The organism is Arthrobacter sp. SlRoot2-15 (genome assembly GCF_059739345.1).
Genome location: NZ_AP046058.1, coordinates 927,088 through 949,500 on the forward strand (window position 1 = coordinate 927,088; position 22,413 = coordinate 949,500).

23 protein-coding genes and 1 riboswitch are annotated in these 22,413 nt (G+C 67.4%); of the genes, 11 read left to right on the plus strand and 12 right to left on the minus strand.

Features of this window, described 5'->3' with window-relative positions; all coding sequences use genetic code 11:
• Position 1 precedes the first annotated feature (1 nt).
• Together AC6I9V_RS04200 and AC6I9V_RS04205 are read left to right on the plus strand one after the other, a co-directional pair.
• On the plus strand, positions 2 to 784 hold the full coding sequence (locus tag AC6I9V_RS04200; RefSeq protein ID WP_138770016.1) for a succinate dehydrogenase iron-sulfur subunit: 783 nt from the start codon (positions 2 to 4) through the stop codon (positions 782 to 784).
• Between the two features lie 99 nt (positions 785 to 883).
• Positions 884 to 1,654: an alpha/beta hydrolase family protein gene (locus AC6I9V_RS04205; RefSeq protein WP_497898458.1), complete on the plus strand. Its 771-nt coding sequence runs from the start codon at positions 884 to 886 to the stop codon at positions 1,652 to 1,654.
• Here AC6I9V_RS04205 and AC6I9V_RS04210 read toward each other — a convergent pair.
• The 11 genes from AC6I9V_RS04210 to glyA form a co-directional block, all read right to left on the minus strand.
• Positions 1,611 to 2,774: a YihY/virulence factor BrkB family protein gene (locus tag AC6I9V_RS04210; RefSeq protein ID WP_497898459.1), complete on the minus strand. Its 1,164-nt coding sequence runs from the start codon at positions 2,772 to 2,774 to the stop codon at positions 1,611 to 1,613. The genes AC6I9V_RS04205 and AC6I9V_RS04210 overlap by 44 nt on opposite strands.
• Positions 2,719 to 3,396: a 2'-5' RNA ligase family protein gene (locus AC6I9V_RS04215; protein ID WP_497898460.1), complete on the minus strand. Its 678-nt coding sequence runs from the start codon at positions 3,394 to 3,396 to the stop codon at positions 2,719 to 2,721. The genes AC6I9V_RS04210 and AC6I9V_RS04215 overlap by 56 nt, the downstream gene beginning before the upstream one ends.
• A 4-nt stretch (positions 3,397 to 3,400) precedes the next feature.
• A complete protein-coding gene (gene trpS, locus AC6I9V_RS04220) occupies positions 3,401 to 4,510 on the minus strand; it encodes a tryptophan--tRNA ligase (protein ID WP_497898461.1) in 1,110 nt (369 codons plus the stop codon).
• Between the two features lie 16 nt (positions 4,511 to 4,526).
• Positions 4,527 to 5,360, minus strand: coding sequence for an exodeoxyribonuclease III (locus tag AC6I9V_RS04225; RefSeq protein WP_497898462.1), 834 nt, complete (start codon positions 5,358 to 5,360; stop codon positions 4,527 to 4,529).
• A gap of 10 nt (positions 5,361 to 5,370) precedes the next feature.
• Positions 5,371 to 5,943: a hypothetical protein gene (locus AC6I9V_RS04230; protein WP_497898463.1), complete on the minus strand. Its 573-nt coding sequence runs from the start codon at positions 5,941 to 5,943 to the stop codon at positions 5,371 to 5,373.
• A 69-nt stretch (positions 5,944 to 6,012) separates the two neighbouring features.
• A complete protein-coding gene (locus AC6I9V_RS04235; protein ID WP_349414344.1) occupies positions 6,013 to 6,369 on the minus strand; it encodes a VOC family protein in 357 nt (118 codons plus the stop codon).
• Positions 6,370 to 6,418: 49 nt separating this feature from the next.
• Complete coding sequence (locus AC6I9V_RS04240; protein WP_497898464.1) at positions 6,419 to 7,279, minus strand: ABC transporter permease; 861 nt, start codon at positions 7,277 to 7,279, stop codon at positions 6,419 to 6,421.
• Positions 7,276 to 8,127 (minus strand): ABC transporter permease, encoded by an 852-nt coding sequence (locus tag AC6I9V_RS04245; protein ID WP_349414342.1) that lies wholly within the window; start codon positions 8,125 to 8,127, stop codon positions 7,276 to 7,278. The genes AC6I9V_RS04240 and AC6I9V_RS04245 overlap by 4 nt, the downstream gene beginning before the upstream one ends.
• Positions 8,120 to 9,070 (minus strand): ABC transporter ATP-binding protein, encoded by a 951-nt coding sequence (locus AC6I9V_RS04250; RefSeq protein ID WP_349414341.1) that lies wholly within the window; start codon positions 9,068 to 9,070, stop codon positions 8,120 to 8,122. The genes AC6I9V_RS04245 and AC6I9V_RS04250 overlap by 8 nt, the downstream gene beginning before the upstream one ends.
• A 180-nt stretch (positions 9,071 to 9,250) precedes the next feature.
• Positions 9,251 to 10,195: a bifunctional methylenetetrahydrofolate dehydrogenase/methenyltetrahydrofolate cyclohydrolase gene (locus AC6I9V_RS04255; protein ID WP_349414340.1), complete on the minus strand. Its 945-nt coding sequence runs from the start codon at positions 10,193 to 10,195 to the stop codon at positions 9,251 to 9,253.
• 4 nt (positions 10,196 to 10,199) lie between these two features.
• Positions 10,200 to 11,501 (minus strand): serine hydroxymethyltransferase, encoded by a 1,302-nt coding sequence (glyA, locus tag AC6I9V_RS04260; protein WP_349414339.1) that lies wholly within the window; start codon positions 11,499 to 11,501, stop codon positions 10,200 to 10,202.
• A gap of 169 nt (positions 11,502 to 11,670) precedes the next feature.
• A riboswitch (ZMP/ZTP riboswitch) is annotated at positions 11,671 to 11,756 on the minus strand.
• A gap of 31 nt (positions 11,757 to 11,787) precedes the next feature.
• Here glyA and purU point away from each other — a divergent pair.
• Positions 11,788 to 12,648 (plus strand): formyltetrahydrofolate deformylase, encoded by an 861-nt coding sequence (purU, locus tag AC6I9V_RS04265; RefSeq protein WP_497898465.1) that lies wholly within the window; start codon positions 11,788 to 11,790, stop codon positions 12,646 to 12,648.
• Positions 12,649 to 12,701: 53 nt separating this feature from the next.
• The gene (locus tag AC6I9V_RS04270) at positions 12,702 to 13,109 is read left to right on the plus strand and encodes a class I SAM-dependent methyltransferase (protein WP_497898466.1); all 408 of its coding nucleotides are present in this window, start codon (positions 12,702 to 12,704) and stop codon (positions 13,107 to 13,109) included.
• A gap of 284 nt (positions 13,110 to 13,393) precedes the next feature.
• Here the strand turns inward: AC6I9V_RS04270 and AC6I9V_RS04275 are convergent, their stop codons facing one another.
• The gene (locus tag AC6I9V_RS04275) at positions 13,394 to 13,897 is read right to left on the minus strand and encodes a DUF2231 domain-containing protein (protein WP_497898467.1); all 504 of its coding nucleotides are present in this window, start codon (positions 13,895 to 13,897) and stop codon (positions 13,394 to 13,396) included.
• Between the two features lie 89 nt (positions 13,898 to 13,986).
• Here AC6I9V_RS04275 and AC6I9V_RS04280 point away from each other — a divergent pair, with 89 nt between their 5' ends.
• The 7 genes from AC6I9V_RS04280 to AC6I9V_RS04310 all read left to right on the plus strand — a co-directional run bounded on the left by AC6I9V_RS04280 (position 13,987) and on the right by AC6I9V_RS04310 (position 22,313).
• Entirely contained in the window at positions 13,987 to 14,505 is a 519-nt protein-coding gene (locus AC6I9V_RS04280) for a gamma carbonic anhydrase family protein (protein WP_497898468.1), read from the plus strand.
• 95 nt (positions 14,506 to 14,600) lie between these two features.
• Positions 14,601 to 15,791, plus strand: coding sequence for an ROK family transcriptional regulator (locus tag AC6I9V_RS04285; RefSeq protein ID WP_497898469.1), 1,191 nt, complete (start codon positions 14,601 to 14,603; stop codon positions 15,789 to 15,791).
• Positions 15,792 to 15,921: 130 nt separating this feature from the next.
• A complete protein-coding gene (mmsA, locus tag AC6I9V_RS04290; protein ID WP_349414333.1) occupies positions 15,922 to 17,478 on the plus strand; it encodes a multiple monosaccharide ABC transporter ATP-binding protein in 1,557 nt (518 codons plus the stop codon).
• Between the two features lie 45 nt (positions 17,479 to 17,523).
• The gene (gene mmsB / locus AC6I9V_RS04295; RefSeq protein ID WP_349414332.1) at positions 17,524 to 18,792 is read left to right on the plus strand and encodes a multiple monosaccharide ABC transporter permease; all 1,269 of its coding nucleotides are present in this window, start codon (positions 17,524 to 17,526) and stop codon (positions 18,790 to 18,792) included.
• Between the two features lie 62 nt (positions 18,793 to 18,854).
• On the plus strand, positions 18,855 to 19,955 hold the full coding sequence (locus AC6I9V_RS04300) for a substrate-binding domain-containing protein (protein WP_497898470.1): 1,101 nt from the start codon (positions 18,855 to 18,857) through the stop codon (positions 19,953 to 19,955).
• 202 nt (positions 19,956 to 20,157) lie between these two features.
• On the plus strand, positions 20,158 to 21,603 hold the full coding sequence (locus tag AC6I9V_RS04305; RefSeq protein ID WP_497898471.1) for an ABC transporter permease: 1,446 nt from the start codon (positions 20,158 to 20,160) through the stop codon (positions 21,601 to 21,603).
• A 2-nt stretch (positions 21,604 to 21,605) separates the two neighbouring features.
• Positions 21,606 to 22,313 (plus strand): ABC transporter ATP-binding protein, encoded by a 708-nt coding sequence (locus AC6I9V_RS04310; RefSeq protein ID WP_497898472.1) that lies wholly within the window; start codon positions 21,606 to 21,608, stop codon positions 22,311 to 22,313.
• Positions 22,314 to 22,413: the final 100 nt, after the last annotated feature.

Sequence of the window (22,413 nt, forward strand, 5' to 3'; positions counted from 1 at the left end):
GATGACCGCTGAACTCGCTGAGCCAGCCTCCAAGATCGAACTGCCCGCCGGCGTCGGCGGCGGCGGGGACATCCCGTCCTTCGACGTCCACCTGCGGGTGCGCCGCTACAACCCCGAGGTCTCCGACGAGTCCACCTGGGACGACTTCCACGTCACCATGTACGGCACCGACCGCGTCCTGGATGCCCTGCACAAGGTCAAGTGGGAAATCGACGGCAGCGTCTCCTTCCGCCGCTCCTGCGCCCACGGCGTCTGCGGTTCCGATGCCATGCGCATCAACGGCCGCAACCGCCTCGCCTGCAAGACCCTGCTCAAGGACCTGGACACGTCCAAGCCCATCACGGTCGAGCCGATCAAGGGCCTGCCGGTGGAGAAGGACCTGATCGTGGACATGGAGCCGTTTTTCCAGTCCTTCCGCGAGGTCATGCCCTTCCTGATCAACCGGGGCCACGAGCCCACCAAGGAACGCCTGCAGTCCGCCGAGGACCGCGAGCGGTTCGACGACACCACCAAGTGCATCCTCTGCGCCGCGTGCACCTCGTCCTGCCCGGTGTTCTGGACCGACGGCCAGTACTTCGGCCCGGCCGCGATCGTCAACGCGCACCGCTTCATCTTCGATTCCCGTGATGACGCCGGCGACATGCGCCTGGAGATCCTCAACGACAAGGAAGGCGTGTGGCGCTGCCGCACCACCTTCAACTGCACCGAGGCGTGCCCCCGCGGCATCCAGGTCACGCAGGCCATCGCCGAGGTCAAGCAGGCCATCCTGGCCCGCAAGATCTAGCACCCCGTTTCACCTGCAGTTCCGCACAACGACGACGGCGCCTCCCACCTTTCCGGTGGGGGCGCCGTCGTCGTAAGCTCCCCTGATCGAAAGGCCCCCGTGTCCCGCTCCGAGAAAGTCTCCTTCGAAGGTTCCACCGGCGAACTGCTCTCCGGCGTCATCGACCTCCCCGAGGGGCCGGTGAAAGGCTGGGGCGTGTTCTCGCACGGCTTTACCCTGGGCAAGGACAGCCCCTCGGCCTCGCGGATGTGCAAGGCGCTGGCGGACAACGGGGTGGGCATGCTCCGCTTCGACAACCTCGGCCTGGGCGAGTCCGCCGGGCACTGGTCGGAGGGTTCCTTCAGCCACAAGGTGGCGGACACCGTGAGGGCCGCCGAGTTCATGCGCGACTCCGGCCGGCCCGTCTCGCTGCTGGTCGGGCACTCCTTCGGCGGCGCCGCCGTCCTGTCCGCCGCGCGGCAGATTCCGGAGGTCGACGCCGTCGCCACCGTCGGCGCCCCGTTCTCGCCCAAGCACGTGGCCCACGTCTTTGACGCGGCCCTGGACCGGATCCTGAGCGAGGGCAGCGCCGAGGTGGACCTCGGCGGCAAGCGGGTGGAGATCCGGCGGCACTTCGTGGAGGACCTGGAAAACGCGGACCTGACCGACTGCATCCGGCAGCTGCACAAGCCGCTGATGGTGCTGCACTCCCCCACCGACAACACGGTGGGCATCGAGAATGCCAGCAGCATCTTTCAGACCGCGCGGCACCCGCGCAGCTTCGTCTCGCTCGAGGGCTCCGAGCACCTGCTCACGGGCAAGGGCCAGGCCGCCCGCGCCGCGAAGATTATTTCGGCGTGGGCCGATCAGTACCTCGACGCCGGAAGCTAGCGGCCGGGCGGCGGCGTGCCCGCGGCTCGGCCGGGGTCTTTCCCGGCTGCACCTGGCGGGCGCCCCAGCCGACCGTCTTTGCCGACGGCGCCGATTTCAGGTCCTCCTCGCGGACCGCGGACCACGCGGCCGAGACGAGGTAGACCTGGCTGACCAGGTTGAACCAGATGAGCAGGCCGATGATGATCGCGAACGGCGCGAGGATCGGGTTCCGGCCGGCGCTGGCGAGCAGTTCGGCGCTGAAGATCTGCAGGATGCTGGTGCCCACGGCGGCGAGGATGGTTCCCTCCAGCAGGGACCGGCGCTGCAGTTTCAGGCCGCCGGCGAGCCGGAACATGATCAGCGCGGTCACCCAGCCCAGCACCAGCGGCACGGCGATCTTGATCGACGTGGTCAGCGGGCCGGCCACCAGCGGGTCCAGCCTGAGCTGTTCGGCCACCCAGCCGGCGGCGGTGCCGAACACCAGCGAGGCGCCGGCGCTGATCACCAGCGCGACGCCGAGCAGCAGCAGGGTGCCGACGTCGTGCAGTTTCAGCAGGATCGGGTTCATCTTCAGTGGCCCGAGGCGCAGCACCCCGCGCAGGCCGTCGCGCAGGCCCGCGATCCAGCCCAGCGACGTCACCACGGTCACGACGGCGGCGATCACGGCAGTCCAGCCCAGGCCGTTGGGGTTCAGCAGCTCCTGCGGGTCCACCAGCCCCTCGCGGCCGTCAACCTTGAGCAGGCCGGGGGCGCTCGTCGCGACGCTGCCGACCACCCGGTCCAGCAAGGCGGGCTGGCCGCGGAGCAGCAGCCCGGCCACGGAGAAGCCGGTGGCCAGCAGGCCGGTGATGGAGAAGAACATGTTGAACCCGATGCCGGCGCTCATCAGCGGGCCGTGCTGCAGGTTGTAATGCTGGAAGGACCGCATCGGCCGGAAGGCGTTGAGCCGGGCGAGCAGCCACTGGACCATCGCCAGCGGCGCGGCCAGGCCGCCGCCCGGGGAGCGGCTGGCCTTGCTCCAGTCGACCCGTTTCCGGCTCACTTCCAGCCGCAGCCGGGCCAGTTCGGTGGGAAGGGGAGGGTCAGCGGGCCCCCGCTGGGCCGGCCTCGCCTCGGTGGTCGTCAGATTCGGTGCCAAAGTCAAGCTCTTCCCGTAGCTGCCAGATGCCGTTGTCGTCGTGCTCGTAGAGTCCCATGCTAGCCACCGGGAAGCTGGCCCTGTAATCCTTGAGCACCGTTTCGGCCTCGTCGAGGCTTTCCGGGGCCACGTCGTGGGCCACCGTCACGTGCGGGTGGTAGGCGAAAGGCAGTTCGCGTTCCAACGGCCCGGCCTGCAGCCGGCGGTGCAGGTTGACGCACTCGCCGAAGCCGGCCTCCACGTTCAGGAAGACCACCGGCGAGACCGGCCGGAAGGAGCCGGTGCCCGCGATCGTCACGGTGAACGGCTCCTGCCGGCGCGCCACCTCACGGACGTGGCTGCGCGTAGCCTCCCAGTCCTGCGTCATGGTGGTGGTCACGAGCGTGATGTGCGCCGGCACCGTGGCGGCCATCGGATCCCCGAAGGAGGCCCGCCAGCGCTGCAGTTCCTCGGCGATTTCCGGCGGGAAGCCCAGGATGACGCCGATGCTGATGCCCTCGTCCGGGGTCTGCCCGTTGCCGGACGCCGTGCCCTTGTGCGGGGCGGCGGCAGGACCCTTGCGCGCGCTGTGGTGGGCGGCGCGTCCGGTGTCGCTGGCGGTGACTTTGCTGACGGAGGACATTGCGCTAGTGGACTCCCCGGGTTCCGGCGTAGGGCAGGAAGCCGACCTTGGCGTACACGTTCTTCAGCGTTACCGAGGCGATCTCCCGGGCCTTGTCCGCCCCCACGGCCAGCAGCCGGTCCAGCTCCGCCGGGTCGGCCAGCAGTTCGTTGGCGCGGTCCCGGATCGGCGAGAGGTGCGCCGTGACCGCTTCGGCCAGGTCCACCTTGAGGTGGCCATACATCTTGCCCTCGTACGCTGCCACGAGCTGGTCAACGCTCTGGCCGGTGATGGCCGAGTAGATCGTCAGCAGGTTGGAGACGCCTGGCTTGGCCTCGCGGTCGAAACGGATTTCGGTTTCCGCGTCCGTCACGGCGGACTTGATCCGTTTGGCGATCAGCTTCGGCTCGTCCAGCAGGTTGATCAGTCCGGCCGGGGATTCCGCGGACTTGGACATCTTCGCCGTCGGGTTCTGCAGGTCGTAGATCTTGGCCGATTCCTTCTGGATGAAGGGCTGCGGGACTGTAAACGTCTCGCCGAAGCGGGTGTTGAAGCGGTGCGCGAGGTCCCGGCTCAGTTCGACGTGCTGGCGCTGGTCCTCGCCGACCGGAACGCCGTGCGGCTGGTACAGCAGGATGTCGGCGGCCTGCAGGATCGGGTAGGTGAAGAGCCCGACGCTGGCCTGGTCGGACCCCTGCTTCAGGGCCTTGTCCTTGAACTGGGTCATGCGCGAGGCCTCGCCGAAGCCGGTGATGCAGTTGAGCACCCAGGCCAGCTGGGCGTGCTCGGGGACCTGGGACTGGACGAAGAGCGTGCACTTGTCCACGTCGACGCCGCCGGCAATGTACTGCGCGGCCGTCACGCGGGTGCGGTGGGCAAGTTCGGCGGGGTCCTGCGGGACCGTGATGGCGTGCAGGTCCGGGATGAAGAACACGGCGTCGTATTCGTCCTGCATCCGGACCCAGTTCACCAGGGCGCCCAGGTAGTTGCCCAGGTGCAGGGAGTCCGCGGACGGCTGCATGCCGGAGAGGATGCGGTGTCTGGTGCCGGCGACGGCGGGGGTCCGGCCGGCGGCCGAGAGGGCGGCGTCGGCGTCGGCGACTGCCACGGTCGGCGCGGTGGAAGGAGAAGTCATCAGGGGAACCTTTTGGCTAGAGCCGGTAGTCCACTACCAGCGGGGCATGGTCGGAGAAGCGGGTGTCCCAGGACGGCGCCCGGTCGACAACTGCCGACACCGCTGCGGCGGCGAGAGCGGGCGTGGCCATGTGGTAATCAATGCGCCAGCCGGTGTCGTTGTCGAACGCCTGTCCCCTCTGCGACCACCAAGTGTAGGGGCCGTCGACGGTACCCGCCAGGCCCCTGTGAACATCCTTCCAGCCGATTTCCTCGCCGAAGAAGCGGTCGAAATAGGCGCGCTCCTCGGGCAGGAAGCCGGCACGCTTGACGTTGCCCTTCCAGTTCCTGATGTCCAGCTCCGTGTGGCCGACGTTGAGGTCGCCCACCACGAGGGCGTGGTCGCTGTGCTTGGCCAGTTCCGGCAGCCGGGTCGCCATCACGTCCAGGAAGCGGAACTTGTCGTCCTGCTTCGGCGTGCCGGCTTCCCCGGAGTGGACGTAGGCGCTGGCCACGGTCAGCTGGGAGGCCTCGCCCGCGGCGTCGCGGACGATGTAGTCGGCCTCGACCCAGCGGCCGGCGGTGGCGAAGTAGTCGTCGCCGATGCCGGTGCGGGTGGCGACGGGCTCGTCGCGGGAGGCGATGGCGACACCGGCACGGCCCTTGGCTTCGGCCTCGGCGTGCAGGATGTGCCAGCCCTCGCCGAGCAGCTCATGGACGATCGCGTCAGGCGCGCGGACCTCCTGCAGGCAGAGGATGTCCACGTCCCGCGGCGCCAGCCACTCCGCCATGCCCTTTTTGTAGGCGGCGCGGAGGCCGTTGACGTTGACCGATGCGATGCGAAGGTGGTCCTTCTTCAATGCCGAGCTCACCCGCTCCACTCTAGTCGATGATGGTTCCGCTGACGGGCTCGTCGGAGCCGCCCCCGGTCTTGATCATGTCCCGGGCATTGGTGGCCGTGATCTCGATGGTCTCCAGCGCGCGGCGGATGGTGTCCTGGTCCGAGGCCTCGCCCTTGGCCCGCTCCTGCTCCACCACGCGGACCTGCACCTGCACAATTTTGAAGGAGTGGTCCAGCTTCATGTCGCGGATGTCGTCCGCCTCACGGCGGTCCCCCACCAGGCGTGTGCCGCCGTGGTCGGCACTGCCGGACGACGGCGGCCGGCCCACCGCCGAGTTGAACGCGTTCTGCGCCTCGTTGAGCTTGGCTCCGGCCCTTTTCGCGGCCCGCTGGATGCTGAACACCACAAAGGCTGCCAGTGCGAGCCAGAACGCGGCGATGACGGCGACAACCCAGCCCACGACGTCGTTCTGGTTCGCCGCGAAGATGACGGCCACGAGGAAGGCGATGATAAAGACCGTCATCCCGAGTCCGCCGATGCGGAACATCGAGAACTTTCCGGTGGCGGCAGTGAACGCGGACGGCTTGGAGGTGGGGTTGCCCAGTGATCGCATGAGCCTATTATCGCAAACCGGCCGGGCGCCGGGCGGCGCTTCCACCCCGGGCGAACGGTGCGCGCGTCCTCAGGAGCGGACCAGGCAGAACGGGTGGCCGCTGGGGTCGGTGTAGACCCGGAAGGCCTTGCCGCCGGCGAACATGTTCGTGGCGCCGAGCTTCAGCACCTGCGCCTCGGCGGCGTCCAGGTCCGGCACCATCACGTCGACGTGCATCTGCTGCGGGTGCTCGGCATCGGGCCACTGCGGCCGGACCAGCCGGTCGACCCGCTGGAAGGCCAGGGCGGGGCGGTCGGCGGCGTCGCCGATCGAGATCCAGTCCGCGTCCTCCTGGACCCGGATCATGCCGAGCAGCTCCTGGTAAAACGCCGCGGCCGTGTCCGGCTGCTCGCAGTCGATGACGAGGGCGTGCCAGCGTCCGATCATGGGATTCTCCTTAGCGACGGGGTGTCTCAGGTGGTGGCGGGACCGCCGGTTACTTCAGGAAGAGCCGGCGGAGCCGGCCGGTGGTGAGTGTCACGCCGAGGACGATCATGACGAGGTAGTAGCCGATGTGCACCGCGGTGGCGGGGGTGAACACGCCCACGCTGATCTGGCGCAGCAGTTCCACCCCGTGCCACAGCGGCATCGCCTGGATCAGCCACTGGATCCACTGCGGGTACACGGCCAGCGGATAGAAGGTCGCGCTGAAGAGGAACATCGGCAGCATCACGAAGTTGATCCAGTCCATCTGCTGGAAGGTCTTCATAAAGCTGGTGATGCCCATCCCGAAGCTGGCAAACCCGAAGGCAATCAGGACCGAGGCCGGGATCATCACGATGGCCCACGGGGTGGTGATCAGCCCCATCACGCCCATCACGGCGGTGAAACCGGTGGCGTACATGGCACCGCGGAGCAGGGCGAGGAAGATTTCGCCCATCGCGACGTCGATCGGCCCCAGGGAGGTGTAGAGCATGCCCTGGTAGAGCTTGGAGAAGTTCATCTTGAAGAAGACGTTCCAGGTGGAGTCGTAGACGGCCCCGTTCATCGCCGAGACCGCCAGCAGCGCCGGCGCGATGTACGCGGCGTAGCTAATCTCCTGGCCGCCCGGGCCCTGGACGGATCCGACGATCGCCCCGAGGCCCACGCCCATCGAGATCAGGTAGAGCACGGGTTCGAAGAAACCCGAGACCATGACCATCCAGTTGCTGCTTTTGGTGGCCATCAGCCCGCGGGCGACGACGGCGCGCACGTTGCGTGAGTAGAGCGGGCCGAAGGGGCGGTTGCGGGCGGCCTCGGTGACGCTGTGGCCGTCGGCTGGGTGTCCCGAATCGTGGTGTCCGGCGAGCAGGCTCATGATGCCATCCTTTTGGCGAACAGGCGCCGGCTCAGGACCCAGCCGATGACGGCGAGGCCGACCAGGAAGACGATGTGGACCAGGGTGAGCAGCGGCGCTTCCTCGTAGCCGTAGCTGACGACGCGGCCCAGTTCGGTGCCGTGCCAGATCGGCGAGATCCAGCCGATCCAGCGGACCGCCAGGGGCAGCGTGTCCAGCGGGAAGAAGGTGCCGGAGAACAGGAACAGCGGCATCACGATGAAACGCATCACCATGGCGAACTGGCCCTTGTCGGTGGTGACCGTGGCGGCGTAGGCCATCAGCGGCAGGCCGAAGGACAGCCCGGCCAGGGTGGCCACCAGGATGGAGACCCAGCCCCAGGCCCCCGGGGAGGCCCCGAACAGGGCCACGACGCCGAAGTAGATCGCGGACTGCAGCACGAACCGGATGGTGACGGCGATGATCTGCCCGGCGGCGATCTGTTCCGGCGTCAGCGGCGAGGCGTGCGGGCCGTAATAGACCCGGCGCCATTTGAAGCCGTCCATCACCGGGAAGGTGAATTCGTTCGCGGCGGTCATCACGGCGGCGGAAATCAGCAGCGCGGGGGCGATGAACGTCAGGTAGCTGACGCCGCCGAAGACCGAGGTGGAGTTGGTGTCCACGAGGGTGGCCAGGCCCACGCCCATCGCGAAGAGGTAGGCGACCGGCTGGCCCACGCCGTACATCACGATGGTCCAGCCGTAGCCCTTCATCACCCGCAGGACCTGCTCGGCGTAGTAGAAGGCCCCCCAGCGGCGGGCGCGGGCTGCTGAGACGGCCGGCGAGTGCGCGCGCAGGGCGGGCGCCGCCGTCGTCTCCGGACTAGTCAACGAGGCTCCGGCCGGTCAGGCGCAGGAAGACATCCTCCAGCGAGGAGCGGCGCACCAGCGAGGTGACGGGGCGAAGTCCGCGGTCCGAGACCTGCTCCAGGGCGGCTTCGCCGTCGTGGGCATAGATGAGGACGCGGTCCGGCAGGGTTTCGATCCGTTCGCCGATGCCTTCGAGCTCGGCGGCGACGGTGGCGTTGCGCTCGGAGCCGAAACGCAACTCGAGGACCTCGCGGGTGGAGTAGTCGCGGATCAGGCTCGCGGGGGAACCCTCGGCCATGATCTTGCCCTTGTCCACCACGATCAGGCGGTCGCAGAGCTGCTCGGCCTCGTCCATGTAGTGGGTGGTCAGGATCAGGGTGACGCCCTGCTCCTTGAGCCGGAACAGCCGGTCCCAGAGGATGTGCCGGGCCTGCGGGTCCAGGCCGGTGGTGGGTTCGTCCAGGAGCAGAATCCGGGGCTCGTTGATGAGGGAGCGGGCAATCGTGAGGCGGCGCTTCATGCCGCCGGATAGCGCGTCCACCTTGGACTTGGCCTTGTCCGTCAGCTGCGCGAACTCCAGCAGCTCATCGGCCTTGGGCTTGAGGTAGCTCATCGGCAGGCCAAAGTAGCGGCCGTAGACCAGCAGGTTGTCCCTGACTTTGAGTTCCTCGTCCAGGTTGTCCTGCTGCGGCACCACTCCCAGGTGGGCGCGAACTTCCGGGCCGTGCTGCTCCGGGTCCAGACCCATGATGCTCAGGCTGCCGGAGGTGCGCTGCGCGACCCCGCCGATCATTTTCATCGTGGTGGACTTGCCAGCGCCGTTGGGGCCGAGCAGTCCGAAGGCTTCACCGGCCGGCACGCGGAAGGAAATGCCGTCGACGGCGGTGACGTCGCCGTAGGTTTTGGTGAGGTTTTCGGCGGTGATGACGTACTGCGGTTCGCCGCTTTCGGCGGGGCTGCTCACGAGAGCTTCTTTCGAGACAAGTTCAGACACCCGGAACACGGTAGTCCATCCCGGCAAACTATGAAAGAGTCTTTTCGTAAAAATATCAAGACGTTTGCCAATTCGTGATGATGCTTAACGGCGCAGGGGCGCCCGCTCCCTGAGGAGGGGCGCCCCTGCGCCGGCTACACACCCGCGGCCCTAGGCAGTGGCGCGTGAACTTTCCAGGTGGCGTTCGGCGGTTTCCACCACGTTCGCCAGCAGCATGGCTCGGGTCATCGGCCCCACTCCCCCGGGGTTCGGCGAGAGCCAGGCGGCGACGTCGGCTGCGGCGGGGTCCACGTCGCCGGTGACCACGGCCTTGCCGCTGCCGTCGTCGACGCGGCTGACGCCGACGTCGAGCACAATCGCCCCGGGCTTGAGGTCCGCGGCCTTGATCATGTGCGGCTGGCCGGCCGCGGCAATCACGACGTCGGCCTGCCGGAGTTCGGCGGGCAGGTCCACGGTGCCGGTGTGGGCGAGGATAACGGTGGCGTTGACGTCCTTGCGGGTCAGCAGCAGGCCCACCGGACGGCCGATGGTGACGCCGCGGCCCACCACGAGGACGCGTTTACCGCTAAGGCTGATGCCGTGCCGGGTCAGGAGCTCCACACAACCCTTGGGTGTGCAGGGCAGCGGCGACTTCATCGGAGAGTTGACGTTGGCGACCAGCCGGCCGAGGTTCATCGGGTGCAGGCCGTCGGCGTCCTTCTCCGGGTCCATGGCCTCCAGGATGACATCCTGGTCGATGTGCTTCGGCAGCGGGAGCTGGACAATGTAGCCGGTGCACTCCGGGTTCTCATTGAGCTCCCGCACCACCGCCAGGAGTTCGTCCTGCGTGGTCTCTTCCGGCAGGTCGCGGCGGATCGAGGTGATGCCCACCTCGGCGCAGTCCTTGTGCTTGCCGCCCACGTACCAGGTGCTGCCCGGGTCCGAGCCGACCAGGATGGTGCCCAGGCCCGGGACGATCCCCTTGGCCTTGAGCGCGGCGACGCGTTCGGTCAGTTCGGCCTTGATCGCGGCGGCGGTGGCCTTGCCGTCGAGGATCCGGGCGGCCTGCGCCTGGGTCTGTGCGGATTCCGAAGTCTGGGAATCAGTGGCTGTCATCGAATCACCACTGCTCGTGCTGCGGGTACAGCGGGAAGTCCTCGGCGAGCTTGTCCACGCGCGCCTGGAGGTCCTCGACGTCGGTCGCGGCGCCCGCCTTCAGCGCGGTGGCAATAATCTCGGCCACCTCGGTGAATTCCTTGGCGCCGAAGCCGCGGGTGGCCAGGGCCGGGGTGCCGATGCGCAGCCCGGAGGTGACCATCGGCGGGCGCGGGTCGAACGGCACGGCGTTGCGGTTGACCGTGATGCCCACCGAGTGCAGGAGGTCCTCGGCCTGCTGGCCGTCCAGCTGGGAGTTGCGCAGGTCCACCAGGACCAGGTGCACGTCGGTGCCGCCGGTGAGGACGGAGACGCCGGCGTCGGACAGGTCGGACTGGTTGAGCCGGTCCGCGATGATCCGGGCGCCTTCCAGGACGCGTTCCTGGCGCTCCTTGAATTCCTCGGTGCCGGCGATCTTGAAGGCCACGGCCTTGGCCGCGATCACGTGCATCAGGGGTCCGCCCTGCTGGCCGGGAAACACGTTGGAGTTGATTTTCTTGGCCCACTCCTGCTTGGCCAGGATGACGCCGGAGCGGGGGCCCGCGAGGGTCTTGTGCACGGTGGAGGTGACGACGTCGGAGTACGGGACCGGGCTCGGGTGCAGCCCGGCGGCGACGAGGCCGGCGAAGTGCGCCATGTCGGTCCAGAGCAGCGCGCCGACCTCATCCGCGATCGAGCGGAAGGCCTCGAAGTCGAGGTGGCGGGGGTATGCGGACCAGCCGGCGATGATGACCTGCGGCTTTTCGGCGATGGCCTGGGCCCGCAGCTTGTCCATGTCGACCCGGAAGCTGCCTTCCTCGACCTGGTAGGCGGCAACCTCGTAGAGCTTGCCGGAGAAGTTCAGTTTCATGCCGTGCGTGAGGTGGCCGCCGTGGGCCAGGGAAAGGCCCAGGATCTTGTCCCCGGGGGTGATCATGGCGGACAGTGCGGCGGCGTTGGCCTGCGCACCGGAGTGCGGCTGGACGTTGGCGAACTCCGCGCCGAAGAGCTCCTTGACCCGGTCGATCGCAAGTTGCTCGGCGACGTCGACGTACTCGCAGCCGCCGTAGTAGCGGCGGCCAGGGTAGCCCTCGGCGTACTTGTTGGTCAGGACGGAGCCCTGCGCCTCCATCACGGCGCGCGGCGCGAAGTTTTCGGAGGCGATCATTTCCAGGGTGCCGCGCTGGCGGCCGAGTTCCTGGGCCAGGACGGCGGCGATTTCGGGATCGAGTTCAGCAAGGGGCTGGTTGCTCACGGCTGCTGAGGAAAGGCGAAGGGAAGTAGTCACGAAGAACTCCTGGCTTGGCAACGGTCACTGCTTTAAGGTCAGGTTACCGGCTGGCCCGCGGCAGCGCCGCAAAATTACGGCTCCCAAAAACGGGGCCGGACTGCGGGCGCGGCACCCCTCAGGGATACCGTCGGCGGGCCGGCAGCGGGCTGCCAACCGGAAAAACGTGACCCTCGGCCCAGGCGTACGATCCGTGGTCTGCGTGCGTGCCGCTCCCTGGTGGTTACCCACCCAACGCCAGTTGCGACGCGTCCAGCCTATCCCAGCCGCGGGTAGGCTGTCTTTCGTGACTGACGAGAAGCTGACTGCCTCCTACATCCTGACCCTCTCCTGCCCGGACCGGCCCGGAATCGTGCACGCCGTCGCCGGCGCCCTCCTGGTGGCGGGCTGCAACATTACGGATTCGCAGCAGTACGGCAGCCAGGGCACCGGCACCTTCTTTATGCGGGTGGAGGCCACGACGGCGGCCCCGCCCGCCGAACTGCACGCCGCCCTGGAACCCGTGGCCCAGGCCTTCGACATGCAGTGGAGCCTCAATCCCGCCGGCCGGAAGGTCCGCACCCTGCTGATGGCGAGCACCTCCGCACACTGCCTCAACGACCTGTTGTTCCTGCAGCGCTCCGGCACCCTGCCGATCGAAATCCCCGCGATCGTCTCCAACCACCGGGACCTGGCCGGCCTGGCCGAGTTCTACGGCATCCCGTTCCATCACATCCCGGTCACTAAGGAAACCAAGGTCGAGGCCGAGGACGAACTGCGCAAGCTCATGGCCGAGCACGACATCGAACTCACGGTCCTGGCCCGGTACATGCAGATCCTCTCCGACGAGCTTTGCACCGAGCTCACCGGCAAGGCCATCAACATCCACCACTCGTTCCTGCCCTCCTTCAAGGGCGCCAAGCCGTACCACCAGGCGCACGCCCGCGGCGTGAAACTCATCGGCGCCACCGCGCATTACGTCACGGCTGCCCTGGACGAGGGCCCGATCATCGAACAGGAAGTCATCCGGGTGGACCACCGGCGCAGCGCCGAGCAGTTTGTCCAGATGGGCCGCGACGTCGAGGGCCGCACCCTCGCCCAGGCCGTGCAGTGGCATGCCGAACACCGGGTGCTGTTGGACGGCAACCGGACGGTTGTTTTCAGCTAAGGGCGTTCAGCTGGGCTCTTGCCTTGGACGGCCGCCCGCCCTTGACTGGGACCATGGGTGCAACACCGACGGAGGAGCTGGCCGGCTTCATCGCCCTGCTCAAAGCAGAGGGCCGGCGCGGCGTCCTCGGCCTGGACTGCGGGCCCGGCACGGACGGTCTCGCCTTCGTCCGGGCGGGCATCCACTTCACCGGGGTGGACGCCTCGGAGGAGAACATCCATGCTGCCCGCGCCCGGGGGCTCTCGGCCTCGGTCGCGACCGGGGCCGCCCTGCCCTTTGCCGACGCGGCGTTCCCCGCCGTCTGGGCGGTGGACGCCCTGGCGGGCCTGCCGCCTGCGGAGTGCGACGACGTCGTCCGGGAACTCCGGCGCGTGGCCGAACCCGGCGCGCCGATCGCCGTCGTCCTCCCCGAGCCCGGGCACCCCGAACGCGGTTTCACGGTCCTCCGCTCCCCCGCCTGAGCCCTCCCTCACTTCCGGCAGGCTTCCCTCCAACGCTCCCTCACGTCATGCGGGCTTTCCTCCAACCGTCCCTCACGTCATGCGGGCTTTCCTCCAACCGTCCCTCACGTCCTTTGGGCTGCGGCCGAACCCTCCCGCACCGATGACGGGATTGTCCCCGCAGAACTGTTAAATCTGCGGAAGGGTCAGATCAACACCCGCCCAATCTGCGGAAGGGTCACGTCAACACCCGCCAGAACTGCGGGAGGATCGCTTCGATACCCGCCGGACCTGCGGGAGGGTTTTCAGGGGCGCCGGACGCTGCGCATGTAGCCGCCCAGGAAGCCGCCCACAATCAGCACCACGGCGCCCGCCCGCGCCAGGTTCACCCCCAGCCGGTGGCGTTCCTTGCGCCGCGCGCGCCAGGAGGCAAGGAAGATCAGCGTCCCGCCCAGGTTGGCGGCCGCGTGCACGATGCCGATGCGCCGCGTGGCGGTGTCCGCCCGCGCCCACTCGGCCCAGCCGCTGAGTCCCGTCGGGGCCGCGGCCAGCACGCCGAGCCCCACCAGCCGGCGGGCGGCCCGGCGGGAACCCCGGTCCGGGAAGAAGTCCAGGAACACCGCCATGAACCACGCCCCGAAGGGCACATCGGTGAGGATGGTGTGCGGCGGGATACCGGTGGCGTCGCCGCGGAAGAAGCGCCGCAGCCGGTCGTCGGCGATCAGCCGGGCGGCCAGCGGCTCCGCGGTCCGGACCGCCGGGTCGAGCGCCTTGGCCTCACCCAGGCGTTTCATCAGCTGCAGGAACATGGCGGCCACCTCCGGACGTGCACGGGAATGGCCACGATCCTACTCAGCGAAGCCGCCGCTGCAAGAGGCCGGTGTCCTAGGCTGGAGGCATGACTCCCGTTTACGCTTTCGCCGGCGATACCCCGGCTGTCCACGAATCCGCCTTCGTCGCCCCGAGCGCCTCCATCCTCGGCAAGGCCACCCTGGCCGAGCACTCCAGCGCCTTTTACGGCGTGTCCGTCCGGGCCGACACCGCGGCGATCACCGTCGGCGCGGGCAGCAACCTGCAGGACAACGTCGTGCTGCACGCGGATCCGGGCTTCCCCTGCAGCGTCGGCGCCCGGGTCAGCGTCGGCCACAGCGCCGTGGTGCACGGCTGCACCGTCGAGGACGACTGCCTGATCGGGATGAGCGCCACCATCCTCAACGGCGCAGTGATCGGCGCCGGCTCGCTCGTGGCAGCCGGGGCGGTGGTGCTTGAGGGCACGGTGGTCCCGCCCCGATCCCTGGTGGCCGGTGTGCCCGCCAAGGTCCGCCGCGAGCTGAGCGACGAGGAGTTCGAGGGGGTCAAGCGCAACGCCGCCCACTATCAGGAGCTCGCCCGGGCGCACCGCGAAATTCACAGCTGACTCACAGGGACCGGCCGTGATCGCCGCCGGACACGGGCACGGCGGGTTGCGTTAACTTCTTGACTACAACGTCGTGATGGGGCACGCTTCATTGCATGCCCTCACCAACGCGCTCAACGAGGAGCCGCACCAAAAACCCCGGGTCGCAGTCCGCGCTTCGCCATCTCAACCAGCAGCGGATCATTGAATGCCTGCTGGCAGGGCCTTCCACCCAGGCCGAACTCGCACGCCAGACCGGCCTGTCCACGGCCACCGTCTCGAACATCGTCAAGATCATGCAGGACGCCGGGCTGGCATCCACGGAGCCGATCACCAGCTCCGGACGCCGCGCCCTGAACGTCCGGCTCAACAGCAACGGCGCCGTCGCCGTCGGCATTGACTTCGGCCGGCGCCACCTGAGGGTGGTCCTGGCCTCGCTCAGCTACCACGTCGTCGCGGAAGAATCGGTCCTGCTGCCCCTTGGCCACCACGCGGAGGAAGGCATCGCCGCCGCCGTCGGGGTCCTGGACCGGCTGCTGGCCGGAAGCGGCGTGGAACGCAGCGCCCTGGTGGGCGCCGGCGTCGGCATCCCGGGCCCGATCGACCGCCGCACCGGCACCGTGGCGCAGGGCGCCATCCTGCCCGAGTGGGTGGGCATCAACATCCTCCAGCGGCTCGAGGAAGCGCTGGATCTCCCGGTTTTCCTGGACAACGACGCCAACCTCGGCGCCCTGTCCGAAGTCACCTGGGGACCGCACACCGGCATCAGCAACCTGATGTTCATGAAGATCGGCTCGGGCATCGGCGCCGGGCTGATCCTGAACGGCATGCCCTACTACGGGAACGTGGGCATCACCGGCGAAATCGGCCACGCCACGATCCACGAGCACGGCCTGGTCTGCCGCTGCGGCAACCGGGGGTGTCTGGAGACGATCGCCTCCACCACCACCATGATCGAACTCCTGAGCCGGGGCGAAGACAAACCCCTGACTGCGGAGGACATCGTGCGCAAGGCCCTCGCCAGGGACTCCGCCACCCTCCGGGTGGTGGACGACGCCGGGCTCGCCGTCGGCCGTGCGCTGGGCAATGTCGCGAACCTCATCAACCCCGAGGTGATCGTGGTCGGCGGCCCGCTGGCAGGGCTCGGCGAGCTGCTCCTGGACCCGATCCGGCGCGGCCTGGTGCGCCACGCGGTCCCCGTCATCGGCGAGACCACCACCCTGACAATGTCCTCGCTCGGCGACCGCGCCGAGGCCCTCGGGGCCACGGCCCTGGTGTTCCAGCATGCCGGAATCCGGCGAAACTAACGCAGCCGTTATCGTGCCGTTGCGTTAAAGACTTGACGACAACGGCGTGATCCAGTTTACTTTTTCATCAGACGGCCCTGCGGTTTGCAGGGGCGGACAACGAAGTCACGCATTGGAGGCGTAAGGGCAGATGACGTCCCTCAACACGCACAGCGATCCGATAATTCTCGAGATGCGCTCCATCACCAAAGAGTTCCCCGGCGTTAAAGCATTGGCCGAGGTGAACCTGCGGGTGAAGGCCGGCGAGATCCACGCCATCTGCGGCGAAAACGGCGCCGGAAAATCCACCCTCATGAAGGTGCTCTCGGGCGTTTACCCTTTCGGCAGCTACACCGGCGACATCGTTTACCAGAGCGAAGTCCAGCAGTTCAAGGACATCCGCGCCAGCGAGCACGCCGGCATCGTGATCATCCACCAGGAGCTGGCGCTCATCCCGGAACTGTCCATCATGGAGAACATCTTCCTGGGCAACGAGCCGACCAAGCGCGGTGTGATCGACTGGGCCGAGGCGCGGACCCGCTCCACCGAGCTGCTGGCCCGGGTGGGGCTGCGCGAGGATCCGGACACCCCGGTCAAGGAGATCGGCGTCGGCAAGCAGCAGCTGGTCGAAATCGCCAAGGCGCTGAACAAGAAGGTAAAGCTCCTTATCCTGGACGAGCCCACCGCGGCCCTGAACGAGTCGGACTCCCAGCACCTGCTGGACCTGATCCTGGGCCTGAAGGGCCGGGGCATCACCTCGATCATCATTTCGCACAAGCTCAACGAGATCGAACAGATCGCCGACTCCATCACGATCATCCGCGACGGCAAGTCCATCGAGACCCTCGACGTCAAGGCCGACGGCGTCGACGAGGACCGCATCATCAAGGGCATGGTGGGGCGCACCCTGGAATCCCGGTTCCCGGACCACGAGCCCAAGCTCGGCGAGACGTTCTTCGAGGTCAAGAACTGGAACGTGGGGCACCCGCAGATCCAGGACCGGCTGGTCTGCAAGAACTCGAACTTCTTCGTCCGCCGCGGCGAGATCGTCGGCTTCGCCGGCCTGATGGGCGCCGGCCGCACCGAGCTCGCACGCTCCCTCTTCGGCCGCTCCTACGGCCGCTTCATCTCCGGCCAGGTCTACAAGGACGGCAAGGAACTGCACCTGAAGACCGTCAAGCAGGCGATCGACGCCGGGCTCGGCTACGTCACCGAGGACCGCAAGTCCCTCGGCCTGAACCTGCTGGACGACATCAAGGCCACCACGGTCTCCGCCGCACTGAAGAAGATCAGCAAGCACAACGTCGTCGACGCGGACAAGGAATTCACCGTTGCGGAGCAGTACCGCAAGTCGCTGCGCACCAAAACGCCGTCCGTGGAGGAAGGCGTGGCCAAGCTCTCCGGCGGCAACCAGCAGAAGGTGGTGCTGGCGAAGTGGATGTTCACCGACCCGGACCTGCTGATCCTCGACGAACCCACCCGCGGGATCGACGTCGGCGCCAAGTACGAGATCTACGGCATCATCCAGCAGCTGGCCAACCAGGGAAAGGGCGTCATTGTCATCTCCTCGGAGCTTCCCGAACTGCTGGGGCTCTCCGACCGTATCTACACCATTTTTGAAGGCGCCATCACCGGCGTGCTGAACAAAGAGGAAGCCAGCCAGGAAAGCCTCATGAAACTCATGACTTCCGCCCGCAAGACCGCCTGACCCTCTGGACCATCCAGAACATTCCGGACAACAAGGACTGACAAAATGAACGCGCTCAAGAAGCTCTTTGGCGGCAATACCCGCCAATTCGGCATGATCTTCGCCCTGGTTGCACTGATCGTCTTCTTCCAGATTTTCACCGAGGGCCGCACGCTCACCCCGGGCAACGTCATCAACCTCTTCAACGGCAACTCCTACATCCTGATCCTCGCGATCGGCATGGTGCTGGTCATCATCGCCGGCCACATCGACCTCTCGGTCGGCTCGGTCGCCGCGTTCGTGGGCGTCAGCGTGGCCATCATGATTCAGGACTGGGGCATCCCGTGGTACCTGGGCATCCTGTTCGGCCTGTTGCTCGGCGCCCTGATTGGCGCGTGGCAGGGCTTCTGGACCGCCTACGTCGGCATCCCGGCCTTTATCGTCACGCTGGCCGGCATGCTGCTCTTCCGCGGTTTCAACCAGTACGTCGGCAAGTCCAACACCATCCCGGTGCCCAAAGACTTCCAGACAATCGGCTCCGGCTACCTGCCTGAGTTCGGCCCGAACACCGGCTACAACAACCTCACCCTGCTGCTGGGCCTGCTCGGCGCCGGCTTCGTGGTGTTCAGCGAGATCCGCTCCCGCCGCAAGGCCAAGGCCCTGGGCGCCGAGGTGCCCGAGACCTGGGTCACCGTCACCAAGCTCGTCCTGATCTGCGGCGCAATCCTCTACGCGACGTACCTCTTCGCGACCGGCCGCCCGGGCACCTCGTTCCCGATCCCGGGCCTGATCCTGGCCGTTCTGGTCCTGATCTACGGCTTCATCTCTTCCAAGACCATCATCGGCCGCCACGTCTACGCCGTCGGCGGCAACCGCCACGCCGCCGAGCTCTCCGGCGTGCAGTCCAAGAAGGTCAACTTCCTGGTCATGATGAACATGTCCATCCTGGCCGGCCTCGCCGGCATGATCTTCGTCGGCCGCTCCACCGCCTCCGGCCCGTTCGACGGCGTCGGCTGGGAACTCGACGCTATCGCGGCCGTCTTCATCGGCGGCGCCGCGGTCACCGGCGGCGTTGGCACCGTGATCGGCTCGATCGTCGGTGGCCTCGTGATGGCCGTCCTGAACAACGGCCTGCAGCTTCTCGGCGTCGGCGCCGACCTGACCCAGATCATCAAGGGCCTCGTGCTCCTGATCGCCGTCGCCTTCGATGTCTACAACAAGTCCCAGGGCAAGAAGTCGATCATCGGCATGATGATGAAGAACTTCGGCCGCAGCAGCGAAAACAAGCCTGACGAGACCACCTCCACCAAAGAGGTCATCGCCAAGGAATCCTGACCGGTTTCCTGGCCCTGGAACCCCGATACTCCGAACACCATCTATAGAAAGTGAACCAAGCAATGCAACTGATTGGTAAAGCAGGAAAGGCAGCAGCGATCGCTGCTATTGCGGCACTGGCGCTGACAGCCTGCGGCCGTTCCGACAGCGGAACTTCCGGTGGAGCAAGCAGCGGCGGGGAGGCGTTCCCGAAGAACTCCTCGATCGGCGTCGCACTCCCCCAGAAGACCAGTGAAAACTGGGTGCTGGCAGAGAAGCTGTTCAACGATGGCCTCAGTGGTGCCGGCTTCAAGGCAGATGTGCAGTTCGCCAACGGCGGCGTCTCGGAGCAGCAGAACCAGATCAGCGCCATGGTCACCAAGGGTGCCAAGGTCATCATCGTGGGCGCCATCGACGGCGCCCAGCTGGGCACCCAGCTCAAGCAGGCCAAGGACGCCGGCGCCACCATCATCGCGTACGACCGTCTGCTCCTGAACACCGAGAACGTCGACTACTACGTCGCCTACGACAACTTCAAGGTCGGCGTCCTGCAGGGCCAGGCCCTGCTGGACGGCATGAAGGCCAAGAAGCCCACGGGACCGTACAACATCGAACTGTTCGCCGGCTCTCCCGACGACGCCAACGCGAAGGTCTTCTTCGACGGCGCCATGAGCGTGCTGAAGCCGAAGATCGACGACGGCACCCTCAAGGTCCTCTCCGGCCAGAACTCGTTCGAGCAGGCCGTGACCCAGGGCTGGAAGGCTGAAAACGCCCAGCGCCGCGCAGACACCCTGCTGACCGGCAGCTACGGCAGTGCCGCGCTCGACGGCGTGCTGTCCCCGAACGACACGCTGGCCCGCGCGGTCCTGACCTCGGTCAAGGCCGCAGGCAAGCCGCTGCCGGTCATCACGGGCCAGGACTCCGAGGTTGAGTCGGTCAAGTCGATCCTCGCCGGTGAGCAGTACTCCACCATCAACAAGGACACCCGCAAGCTCGTTGAGCACGCGATCACCATGGTCAAGGACATCCAGGCCGGCAAGAAGCCTGAGATCAACGATGACAAGTCCTACAACAACAAGGTCAAGACCGTTCCCGCGTTCCTGCTGGCCCCGGTCATCGTGACCAAGGAAAACGTCAAGACGGCCTACGTCGACGATCCGGTACTCGGACCGCTGACCAAGTAGTCTCAACGCTCTAACACCAGGGCCCCGGCTCCCCCGCTGACCAGTTCAGGCACGGGAGGGCCGGGGCCCTTTTGCGCGCCGGGAACGGGCGGACCGCTTTCACAGCGCATCCATAGCATCGGCCGGACGTTCGCACAGCGCGCCGCACCAGTGTGGGAGCAGCCGCCGGCCAATTCGTCCGGCCCGATCCCCTAGGAGAACCGTGAGCGTCCTTGCCCGGAGTGTAGGCAACGCCTTTCGAAACAAAGTCAGGACCGCCGCCGTCGTGGCCGTCCTGGCCGTGGCCATCGGCCTTGCGCTGGCCATGCTGGTGGCCAACCAGGCCGTCGGCGGCAAGGTCGCCGAATTGAACGCCTCGGTGGGCACCGTCCTGACCGTCAACCCGGCCGGCGGCCAGGGCTTCGACGGCGGCGGCGAGCCACTGACCTCGGCCCAGGCAGCCACCGCGTCCGCCGTGCCCAACGTCAGCAGCGTCGTCGGCACCAAGGCCTTGCGCCTGCGCAACGAGGCCGCCGCAGCGGCCCAGCAGGCCGCCCAGTCGGGGCAGACACGGCCAGGCGGGACAGGCGGCCCCGGCGGCGCTTCCGCCACCACCGTCACGACGAACCTCACCGCCGCCGTCGACGCCGGAACGCTGGGCAACCGCAACCAGTCCTCCGGCAGCACCGGCACCACCGGCACCACAACCCAGGCACCGGCGTTCTCGCTGCCGGTCACCGCAACGGGCATCGGAGCCGAGGTTGATTCCACCGGTAAAGCCCTGCAGCTGACCCAGGGAACCGGCCTCGGCGACTACACCGCACTGTCCAAGGGCGCCCTGCTCGGCACCACCCTTGCCGTAAAGAACGGCCTCGGCGTCGGCTCGACCTTCAACATCCAGGACCAGACCTTCACCGTCAGCGGCCTGTTCGACGCCGGCACCGCCTTCGGTAACAACGCCCTGTACCTGACGCTGCCGACGGCCCAGACCCTCGCGGCGCTGCCGGACGAGCTGTCCACCATGATCGTCACGGTCAACAGCATGGACAACGTCGACGCCGCCAAGAACGCCCTTCAGGCCGCGCTCGGCACCGACAAGGCCGACGTCAGCCAGGGCCAGCGGAACCTGCAGACCGCCGTCAGTTCGCTGGACAGCGTGAAGAATATTTCGTTCATCGCCTTTGCGGCCGCCCTGGCCACCGCCGGCCTGATCATCCTGCTGATCATGGTCATGCTGGTCCGCGAACGCCGCCGCGAGATCGGCGTGCTGAAGGCGATCGGCGCCCCCAACCGGACCATCGGGCTGCAGTTCGTCCTCGAAGCCCTGGTGCTGGTGGCCCTGGGCAGCGTGGTGGGTGCCGCCGTCGCCTCCTTTGCCAGCGGCGGCATCGCCTCCGCGCTGATCAGCTCCAACAGCGCGTCGGCGGCGGCCACGGCACAGCGGGGAGTCCAGCGCGGCGGGGGCGCCTTCCCCGGAGGGGGCGCTTTCCCGGGCGGGAACCCCCTCGGCGGCGCCAACCAGCTGCTGGGCTCCGTGACAGCGAGCGCCTCCCCCGGCGTCATCGCCGCCGGCATCGCCGCGGTGTTCGGCGTCGCCATCGTCGGTGCGCTTGTCCCGGCCCTGCTTACCGCCCGTATCCGTCCGATCGAAGTCCTCCGAGGAGAATAGCCATGATTGAAGTCAAGAACCTGGTCCGCACCTTTAAGTCCGGCGACCGTACCATCACGCCGGTCAACGACGTCAGCTTCGCCCTCGAGCAAGGCACGCTCGCCTCGATCGTCGGCAAGAGCGGCAGCGGCAAGAGCACACTCCTGTCCCTGCTGGGAGCCCTCGACAAGCCCACCAGCGGCGACGTCCTGGTTGACGGCGTGAGCCTGGCCAGCATGCCAGACGGTCAACTGACCCGTTACCGGCGTCGCGACATCGGATTCGTTTTCCAGCAGTTCAATCTGATCCCCAACCTGTCGGCCGTGGATAACGTAATGCTGCCGATGGAGTTTGCCGGCACCCGCAAGGCTGAGCGGCTTGAGCGCGCCCGGCAACTGCTCGAGCAGGTGCAGCTGGATCCGGAGAAGCACGGTCGGCGCATCAACCGGCTCTCCGGCGGCGAACAGCAGCGCGTGGCCATCGCCCGGGCCCTGGCCAACGAACCCAAGCTGATCCTGGCCGACGAACCCACCGGCAACCTGGACGAGCACACCGGCGAGCACATCATCGAGTTGCTCAGTGCTCTCAGCCGGGACCACAACACCACGATCCTGGTGGTCACCCACGACCGCGCCCTGGCAAACAAGACGGACCGCCGCTTCCGGCTCCAGCAGGGCAGGCTTACCGAGGAGGCCGCGCGCAACCGGGCGACCGCAGGCCTGCCGGCTTAGTACGGCCGCTGCGGAAAGGTGGCGTCCGATCCTCCCGCAGCTATGGCCGCCTCCGCGGCGTCCATGCCGCTCCCTCCCGCACGCGGGGTGAGAAGATGAC